The organism is Mucilaginibacter sp. P4_E8, from assembly GCF_056401495.1.
The window spans coordinates 1-10,235 of the sequence record NZ_JBFUJG010000158.1; the positions used below are offsets into that span (position 1 = coordinate 1).

General features: G+C 40.0%; 6 protein-coding genes. 4 read left to right on the top strand and 2 right to left on the bottom strand.

Annotation, left to right across the window (positions count from 1 at the left end):
* Window positions 1-731 precede the first annotated feature (731 nt).
* Window positions 732-926: a hypothetical protein gene (locus tag AC1DRQ_RS26910; protein ID WP_477428509.1), complete on the bottom strand. Its 195-nt coding sequence runs from the start codon at window positions 924-926 to the stop codon at window positions 732-734.
* 872 nt (window positions 927-1,798) lie between these two features.
* On the opposite strand from AC1DRQ_RS26910, the gene AC1DRQ_RS26915 reads away from it, so the two are divergent.
* Window positions 1,799-2,221 (top strand): hypothetical protein, encoded by a 423-nt coding sequence (locus tag AC1DRQ_RS26915; RefSeq protein ID WP_477428511.1) that lies wholly within the window; start codon window positions 1,799-1,801, stop codon window positions 2,219-2,221.
* Between the two features lie 362 nt (window positions 2,222-2,583).
* Here the strand turns inward: AC1DRQ_RS26915 and AC1DRQ_RS26920 are convergent, their stop codons facing one another.
* Window positions 2,584-4,884: a beta-galactosidase gene (locus AC1DRQ_RS26920; RefSeq protein ID WP_477428513.1), complete on the bottom strand. Its 2,301-nt coding sequence runs from the start codon at window positions 4,882-4,884 to the stop codon at window positions 2,584-2,586.
* 304 nt (window positions 4,885-5,188) lie between these two features.
* On the opposite strand from AC1DRQ_RS26920, the gene AC1DRQ_RS26925 reads away from it, so the two are divergent.
* From AC1DRQ_RS26925 to AC1DRQ_RS26935, 3 genes are read left to right on the top strand one after another with little or no spacing between them, the layout of a single operon-like run.
* The gene (locus AC1DRQ_RS26925) at window positions 5,189-7,321 is read left to right on the top strand and encodes an alpha-N-acetylglucosaminidase (RefSeq protein ID WP_477428515.1); all 2,133 of its coding nucleotides are present in this window, start codon (window positions 5,189-5,191) and stop codon (window positions 7,319-7,321) included.
* Window positions 7,322-7,374: 53 nt separating this feature from the next.
* Window positions 7,375-8,745 carry an alpha-L-fucosidase gene (locus AC1DRQ_RS26930; RefSeq protein WP_477428517.1) on the top strand — a complete coding sequence of 457 codons (1,371 nt, stop codon included), beginning with the start codon at window positions 7,375-7,377 and terminating at the stop codon, window positions 8,743-8,745.
* A 40-nt stretch (window positions 8,746-8,785) separates the two neighbouring features.
* Window positions 8,786-10,210, top strand: a complete 1,425-nt coding sequence (locus tag AC1DRQ_RS26935) for an alpha-L-fucosidase (protein ID WP_477428519.1) — start codon at window positions 8,786-8,788, stop codon at window positions 10,208-10,210.
* Window positions 10,211-10,235 lie beyond the last annotated feature (25 nt).

The window sequence follows — 10,235 nt, forward strand, 5'->3', positions numbered from 1 at the left end:
AGATAAGGAAAAGCAGGTATCCTTATCTGAAAATGTTACAACAATTGTAATTAAAAAAGCCTGAATTGGAATACTTTCTTTAACATTTTTGTTACAATTGGCGATTCATTCAGATTACCGAATTTTTGTGTATAAATGGTTTACCAAACCTAAATCAATCTGATTGAATAACTATCCTTCTCTGTCCTGATACGACAGCTTCGCTTTTATCAGACAACTAAAATTAAACCAATTACATAAAGCCGTTATGTGGAGGTTCCGAAAGCCTTGATCAGGTAATTCCGAGCCATTCGGAGCACCAATTTGTGTAAATTCGAGATAAAAAGACATCTTTACCTTCAGTCGTTTAACAAGATCAAAGTGTAACAGAATTGTTTACCCTGTATTTCCAGAACCTGGTGCTCGATGCCCCCGGAACGTCCAAGCAGAACTTTCAATTTCATTATTCATTAGACATTCTTCAAGCTTATCATCAAGTATTAGAAAGTGTTAATGGTGGTTATTGTCAGTTTTTAACGCTACGATTTTCTTACAATCCTCGATAAAAGAGTTCGACATCTGTACCTTATCGTCACTTAAGGAGACAACATGTATATGTTGCCTCCTTTTTTTATACTAATAAAATACTGATAAACAAGCATTTACAATAGGGCTTTTTGTAGTTCGATTTTAGCAAAGAAATTCCTGAACCGTTAAGAGATAACGATTTAAAAAGTGTGTCAGGAATGCTATTAACCTATTTTTTTGTAGTTCGATTTCTTGTTAAGGTTTACTGCGCCTAAATTGCTATCATATTGATAAGTCTTTGCGATCAAATAAAGAAAGTTCAATATGACTACAGCTTCATCATCATCAACCAGAATGCCACGTTTTGCCAAAAGCAAGACTGCTCGCTTAACGGACATCTTCTTATCAAGGAAACTCATTTTTTAATGGATTTACCAACTCTTTTTATTACTAATATTTTGATAACGCATTGTCTATTTTTATAGAAACTTCGCGTTTTTTTAAGTCTATGCAGGTTGGCGCAATTAAACTAATGATCTGCTTTTTATCAGCGGTTTCCAAGTCTTCAAAACCACGAAAAACATCTATCATCGGCCTATTGGCCAGGTTTAATTGTCCATCAATGCGCTTAATTTCATATTAATGGTATACAGTTCCTTTTCCAGAGTGCAGGAAATGGCTTGTTGCTCGCTTTTTCTTGATTATTGCGATTAGTTTCTTCCATTCTGGTCTGTTAAAGTTCTTCGCCGAAAAATCTTCACGATAGATGCCTTTAACTTCTATATCATTATGCTCACAATATTTTAATAGCGATCCTCTTGTTCAGGTAAGGAGTAACCTTTTCTTTTTTGTTCGTCTGTACTAACACGGACATATAAATAAGCTGGTTTCATATGGGCAGTGCATAAATCTTATGATAAGTTCGGCATTTTTTCCAAAACAGAAGCAGAAAGCTACGTTGTTGTATCAACAGGTTTCGCCTAACCTCGATGAAGATGCTTTACGAAGAAATAATAAAGATTAATGGAGGCAACTAGATATTCGGAGTCATTGACCACCTCGTTGGATATTCCAGGAGTCCTGACCAATCGTCCCGGGCGAATTTGAGTATCGATTTCTGAGGGAATTATCCTGAAGATTACTTATTAAACAGCTTCTCTTTTGTGAATTAATACATTTAGTCATATTGTTAATAACTTTTTGTAAAACAATCGTTTGCGCCATTTTTTTGAAACGGGTGTACCAATAATATAGTTATTTATTTTAGCTTAAACTTAAAACAATAACCCTTATGAAAAAATTTCTCATTTTTCCTGCTGCAATAGCAGTGTTCTGTTTATCATTTACTACACTTTCGGATGCTGTAGTTGTGCCAAAAGCGCCTAAACCACACAAAGTGAAAACAGCTATTAAAAAACCTTATGTAACCTTTCCGACTGGTGTTAACTGGACTATTGGATATGATGCCAGCAATCCCTGGGTGTCGCTCAACTGGCCGCTGGTCGACAATCCTTTTCTCGCAGGCGTACCATTCACATTTATGGGTAATACACAAGTTGTAGACCCTCATACACATTCATATATTTTATGGGTTGGCAGTGCATATACATTACTGCCTAACCAAAGCTACACGATGAATATCGGAGGGGTAAATTATTACTTCTATTTACCCAGTAGCGGCTCTGGCCAATGCATCATTACCGGCCATAGCTAATAGCTTTAAATTAACTAATAGGCTCTGTAAATCGTTTTAAAACAGGTTGACCCTTTTGAGGGTGTTTGCCTTATATGTGATTTACGTTTTTAATCAGTGTTAAATATGGTTTATTATCGAGATGCGCTGATGCACAGTATCGGTTATACTCCCACCCGGCAGCCAGTAAACCTGATTGCCGGGTTTAGGGTGATAAGGTTGCAGGAAACGCCTACTTTATACCAAGCCTCCTTACAATAGCCTGTTAATATCCTCTGACTTATACCACACAATACTGCCGGTACTAGTAAAGCTTCATCAATGGATCAAGCCACTTAAAAATACTCAATCTCTAAGCGGACTTTAACAACTTAAAATCAAAGTTACAAACCATTAAATATCTCGTTAGCCAAATAAACTTTAAAATCCTTAATTCTTCCGGTTTCCATATCCTGGCGAGGCAGCATTTTAATACCGCTTATGGTTGTTTTACGTCCCAGATCAATAACTATTTGATGCGGGTGTTTAGTGGCATTATCCTTCCATTGGCTATGCCAGATACTGGTATACTGTAAGTCGAACACGTTTTCTGATTTGCCATCCTCTCCTTTCATTTCTTCGCTATCAGCATACACCATTTTCCACAAGTTGCGAGGTAATTGCTTACCATTCTCATCCAGCAATTCAAGTTCTGCTAATGCAGTAAATTGATCGCCCATAAAATTATTCATTGCTTCCAGGGCAACATAACGTCCGCTTTTTAAGGAARATGTAAACGTTTGCCATTTAGTGGTATTTTCCATTATCCCGGTATACAACAAGTTATTCAAATTATTCCCAAACTTCTGCCCGGCTTTGCGATGATTGCTGCTGATAGMCTCTATTGCTGTAAGGCTATCAAGAATAGGTTTATCCAGGCCTTGCAGACGGGCAGCAAACGGATGGTGCATATCCAGTACAACTACCTCATTCTTCCCTTTATTTAACCATACGCCCGGCACATACATGGTTTGGGTTGGCCCAATATTCCAGTAACGGCCAAGGCAATGCCCGTTTATCCAGACCACTCCTTTTTTAAACCAATGCATATCCAGATAAAAATCACTTTTGCTTTTTACATTAAAGTACCCTTTATAAAATGCAGGCTCGTTCAGTTTGGGTACGGTACCAATGGCCTTGTATTTAAATGCAGGATTGCCTTCACCCAATGGAATTGAATAATGTTTCCAGCCCTTTAGCATAACCTTTTGTGCCCCTGCTATGTTATAAACCTCGCCCTGTAAACCTTTGCGGTCATGCAGGTAATAACCATAGTTAACCCGCCCCATGGCTTCAACAAAAACCCGAAGCCTGGCACGCTTAGATAGCTCAGGGATTTCAATAGTATGATCATTCTTCATCCGGTTTAATACACCGATGAGTTTATTACCAATAAACACTTCCGCGTAGTCATGTATCTCGGTAAAATCCAGTTTACTTTTTCCACCAGCCGGCAAGTTTGTTTCATAAACCATCATCCCATAACCCTGGTTCAGATCTTCCATATAAAGGGTGGTATCACTAAGCACCGGCTTGTTCAATTGCTCCATTATCGGAGCTACCCTAGTAAGGTTAAAGGGGGGAATTTTTTGTACAGGTATAGCGGCAGGTATATCAGTCAATACCTCGCCTGGCTGAAGATATTTTTTAAGCGTATTACGCAGTTCATCGTACTTAGCAGTTTCAGCCCCATTTTCGCTTATTGGCGCGTCATAATCATAGCTTGATGTCTCGGGTGCGTATGGCTGGCAATTTGCGCCTGCCCATAAGCCGAACGTTGTGCCACCATGTATCATATATATACTGAAGGAAGCTTTATGTTCAAGCATCCAACCAAGTTCTTTTATAAGATGATCATTTGAGCCGGTATGATGCGGCCCGCCCCAACTGTCAAACCAGCCAGGATAATATTCGCCGCACATTAATGGCCCTGTGGCCTGAACTTCACGCAGGGCTTTAAACCCAGCTTCGGGGTTGTTACCAAAGTTCACTACCGCAAAAATAGCCTTCTGTACATCATTCTTTAATTGAACTGTACCGTCGCAGGTAAACAGCGGAACGTTAAAGCCCGCTTCTTTTAAATAATCACGTATTTTTAAAATGTATTCTTTATCCGTGCCGTAGCTACCATATTCATTTTCAACCTGTACCATTAGTATGGGTCCGCCCTTAGTGATTTGCAGGGGGTTTAAAACACGACCAACTTCTTTCAAATATTGGCGGCAACGTTCCATATAATAAGGGTCCTGGGTACGTAGTTGAATATCTTTCTTTTTTAACAACCACCAGGGCAAGCCACCAAATTCCCATTCGGCACATGAATACGGTCCTGGGCGCAACAATACATACAAACCTTCTTCCTGCGCTATTTTACAAAATTCGGCTGCATCAGCTTGCCCCTCCCATGTAAATTTCCCCGGCGATGTTTCATGGAAATTCCAAAACAAGTAAGCGCAAACCGTATTTAAACCAACAGCTTTCGCCATTTTTAACCGGTGCCTCCAATAGGCTTTGGGTATGCGGGCAAAATGCATTTCCCCACAACGAATAACATAGGGCTTCCCGTTTAAAATAAATGATTCTGTGCCAATTTTAAACGGTTCGTTTATTTCTTGCTGACCAAAAGCAGTTTTGAAACTTGCCATGCATATTAAAAGGAGCAATCTGATAATACTATTTTTCATTAAAAATCTATTTAAAACTGGGTTGACAATTAATTACTGACCTCTATTTTTCAGCCAGTAATGATCAGATAGATCCACCCTTTGAATTGCAATGGTAACAAAATAATAATCCAAAAAAATAGCTAAAAATTACGCAATCGGTTGTGTTTGCAATAACAAACGTTTGCGTAATTTTTACGGCCCCTGGGCATGGAATCACACATTATCTTTCCATTAAATTTTAGTTAGTTTCGGACATATTAACAGAAAAAACCGATACATTTTTATGCGAAAACTAACTTACCTGCTTGTTTTATTACTGCCAATACAGCTTTTTGCCCAACAGTTTGATCCTGTAAAAGCATTGGTTAAAAGGCGCGTTCCCTGGTTAAGCAATCATGTTATTTTCAAATCATTAAAAAGCACCAGCCCCGAAGTAGTTGAACTGCAAACCATAAAAAACAAACTGGTTATCACAGCTTCTGGTGCCAATGCCGCAGCTGTTGGTGTAAACTGGTATTTAAAATACTATTGCCATCGTTCCATGTCGCACATGGGCGATAACCTGGCACCCGTATTCCCAATCCCGGTTGTTAACAGAAAAGCGACTGTACATGCCGCTGCTCGGTATCGTTACGCATTAAATTACTGTACCTATAATTACACCATGAGCTTTTACAGATGGACCGACTGGGAACGGGAGCTGGACTGGATGGCCCTGAACGGCGTTAATACAATGCTTACTGTTGAAGGTATGGAAGCAGTGTGGCAAAACACCCTGAGAAAAACTGGATATACTGAAAATGAAATTAACAACTTTATAGTTGGCCCCGCTTATACCGCATGGTGGCTGATGGGCAATATTGAGGGCTGGGGAGGACCGATGCCTCAAAGCCAGATTGACAACCGGAAACTGATTCAACAAAAAATGATCAAACGGATGAAGGAGTTAGGCATAGAGCCTGTGTTACAGGGTTTTTATGGAATGGTTCCAAGCTCATTAAAAAATAAGAGCAAAGCACATATCATTGATCAGGGTAATTGGGGGGCTTTTAAAAGGCCAGATATACTTGACCCTACAGATCCTGAATTTAGCCGTATAGCAGGCATATATTACATTGAAATACAGAAATTATATGGCAAAAACATTCACTTTTTTGCAGGCGACCCTTTTCATGAGGGAGGTAAAACAGATGGCGTCGATCTGAAAAAAGCAGGAGCCGCCATACAGGCATCAATGCAAAATTATTACCCTGGCTCCACATGGGTGCTGCAAGGCTGGCAGGATAACCCTAAACAGGCCATGCTTGATGGCCTTGATAAATCAAAAGTATTGGTGCAGGAGCTTTTTGGTGAATTTACAAATAACTGGGAAAAACGTAAAGCTTATGATAACACTCCCTTTATATGGTGCAGTGTCAACAATTTTGGCGAACGCCCCGGTGTTTATGGAAAATTACAACGCTTTGCCGATGAAATAGACAGGGCCCGAAAAAGCACTTACAGTAATTATCTTAAAGGCATAGGCATAATGCCCGAGGGCATTAATAACAATCCTCCGGATTATGATTTAATGCTTGAACTGGGTTGGCGCAAAGAACATGTAGATACCCGGAACTGGATTAATGAATATGCCCAATATCGTTATGGTAAAAGTAACGCGCATGCCAGTAATGCCTGGCATGGATTTTTACAAACGATTTATCAAAGCCTCCCAGGTTACCAGGAAGGAGCAGGCGAATCTATTTTCTGTGCAAGGCCGGCACTTAAAGTTAAATCAATATCCAGCTGGGGTACACTTACCCGTAATTATGACACTGTAAAGTTTGAAAATGCTGTAAAAGAGTTTGCTAAAGCCTCCCCTGCGCTCATGAATTCGGCTACTTATAAAATTGACCTCATCAACATGGTTAGGCAAGTGCTGGCCAATAAAGGAACCATTGTTTTTAATGAACTGGTAACGGCATACAACAATAAGGATCTGCAGGCCTTCAACAAGGCAAGCGGAAGGTTTTTGAACATGATAAAGTTAACGGATGATCTGTTGAACACCGATCATTACTTTAGGCTCAATACCTATCTTAAACAATCCATAGATAACGGTAATACCGCAGAAGAAAAGGCCAATAATTTAAAAAATATTTTAATGCAAATTACCTATTGGGGAGAAAACGTACGTACTGAGGATAACCTGCATGAGTATGCCTATAAAGAATGGGCCGGCCTGATGGATACTTATTACCTGCCCCGCTGGGAAATTTATTTTGACTACCTGCGGAGCAACCTGCAGGGCAAAAACACGCCCGAACCCGATTATTTTACCTGGGAACGTAACTGGGTGGAACAAAATCAAAAGCTAAATCCCGAAAAACCGCAAAGGTCATTACAGGATGTTGTTGCCGAAATTTTATCGATGTAAAAGCTTCATTATTCTTTTTTATACCCTTATTAAATTCAAACTAACTATTCGCTATGCGTCAAATCAAAAAAGCAGGTTTAAGTATTTTATTAATTTTCCTGGCATTTTCTTCTTTATACGCTCAAAAAAAAATAGGTACGGAAACGCCTGAACAAAAAGCGAAACGCATGGCCTGGTGGACCAATGACCGCTTTGGTATGTTTATCCATTGGGGGCTTTATTCACAGGCGGCAAGGCATGAATGGGTAAAAAGATGGGAACGGATGACCAACGAACAATACCAGCCCTATTTTGATGAGTTTAACCCCGATTTATTTAACCCAAAGGAATGGGCAAAAAAAGCGAAGGCAGCCGGAATGAAATACGCCGTGCTTACTACCAAACACCACGAAGGATTTTGCTTATTCGATTCAAAATACACCGACTACAAAGCCACTAATACCGCTGCTAAACGAGACCTTGTAAGAGAGTTTGTAGACGCGTTTAGGGCCGAAGGCATAAAAATAGGTTTCTATTACTCGTTGCTGGATTGGCATCATCCGGATTTTACGGTTGATGTTTTACACCCCTTACAACCGGCAAGTGAAAAGGATGAGGATTACGATAAGTTAAATAAGGGTCGTGATATGGCACGGTACCGAACGTACATGCACAACCAGATTAAAGAACTGCTTACCAATTACGGTAAAATTGATATGCTGTGGCTTGATTTTTCGTACCCGGATAATGGAAAACACGGAAAAGGCAGCAAAGATTGGGGATCTGTTGAATTAGTTAAAGAGATAAGAAAGCTACAGCCCAATATTATAATTGATAATCGGCTTGATTTAAATGAATATCAGGACGGATGGGATTACCTGACACCCGAACAGGTAAACTTATCTGAATGGACCAAGAAAAACGATTACAAAACTTATTGGGAAACCTGCCAAACATTTTCTGGCTCCTGGGGATATTTCCGCGATGAAAACAGTTGGAAAAGCACCAAACAGTTAATTACAATGCTCATTGAGGCTGTAAGCAAACGCGGTAACCTGCTGCTGAATGTGGGGCCTACTGCACGTGGTTTATTTGATAAGCGCGCCAACGAAAGACTTGACGGAATAGCAGCCTGGATGAAGTACAACAGCCGGTCTATTTATGGATGTACCGAAGCCCCGGAAACATTTAAAGCCCCGGATCATACCATGCTTACCTATAATCCAAATACCAACCGGTTATATGTGCATTTGTTAGAATATCCGGGCAAAACAATCATTTTACCGGGTTACAAGGATAAAGTGAAATACATCCAGTTTTTGCATGATGCATCAGAAATACAACCGGATAGCAAATCAAAAGACTCAGGAAACGACCTGGTATTAAGTCTGCCTGAAGCTAAACCTGATACCGAGATCCCAGTAATTGAGTTGATATTGAAATAAATTAAGCCAGTCATTACAACAAAAAAATTAGTATAGTATCATGATTCAAAAAATCATACTTGGCTTTTGCCTCCTGTTCTGTAGCCACGTAGCGTTATCGCAAAACGAGCATGAAATGTCTACCACATATCAGGCTCCTAAAGACTCCCTGGTGCAACAAAAACTTACCCAATGGCAGGACCAGAAATTTGGGTTGTTTATGCATTGGGGAACTTACAGCCAATGGGGAGTTGCAGAAAGCTGGACTATTTGCCCGGATGATTGGGTTACACGTACCGGCCCTTATAGTGCTGATTATTTTGCTTATAAAAAAGCTTACGAAAACTTACAAACTACCTTTAACCCGGTTAACTTCAACCCCGAAAAATGGGCCAGAGCTGCTAAAGCCGCGGGTATGAATTATATGGTATTTACCACCAAACACCATGATGGCTTTAGCATGTTTGACACCAAACAAACAGATTATAAAATTACCGACCCTAAAACCCCTTTCTCAAAAAATCCGCGCAGCAACATCACCAAAGAAATATTTAACGCCTTTCGTAAAGACAATTTTATGATAGGTGCTTATTTCTCCAAACCCGACTGGCACAATCCAAACTATTGGTGGCCCTACTTTCCTCCTAAAGACCACAATGTTAATTACGATCCGCAACGTTACCCGGAGCGTTGGCAAAAATTTAAAGATTTTACTTATAATCAGATTGAAGAATTGATGACCGGCTATGGCAAGATAGATATTTTATGGCTCGATGGGGGTTGGGTGCGGCCAGCACCAGCAAAGGGCAATGATCCGCAACATTATAACCAGGATATTGATATGGCCAAAATAGCAAAAATGAGCCGTAGTCATCAACCTGGCCTTATTATGGTAGACCGTACTGTTGCCGGCGAATTTGAAAACTATACAACGCCAGAGCAAGAAGTGCCAGATAAGCCCCTGTCTTACCCCTGGGAGACCTGTATGACTATTGGTAAGTACTGGAGCTACGTCCCGAATGACGAATTTAAGCCCAGCATTCAACTGGTACAAACATTGATAAAAATAGTTTCACGGGGAGGTAATCTGCTGCTCAATATCGCCCCGGGGCCCGATGGTGACTGGAACCCCGTTGCCTATCAAAGATTACAGGATATTGCCCACTGGATGAAAATTAACAACAAAGGCATCTATGGTTCTGAGCCGGTTTCCCCCTACTCTGCCGATAATATCTATTTCACTAAATCGAAAACTACGAAAACGTTATATGCCTTTTGGCTGTCTGAAAAAGATATTGTAAACCTTCCGGCCAGCATAGTTTTTCCGGTGAATAATATTAAACAGCTAAAAAAAGTAAGCTTGCTGGGCAGTACTCAAAAATTAAAATGGAATTACCAAAATGGCTTGTTAAGCATTCAAATACCTGAGGCTTTACAAAAAAGTACCGCCTTAAAGTATAGCGGCACTTTTGCATTAGAATATTAACTTGATATTAGCTAATATGAGATAC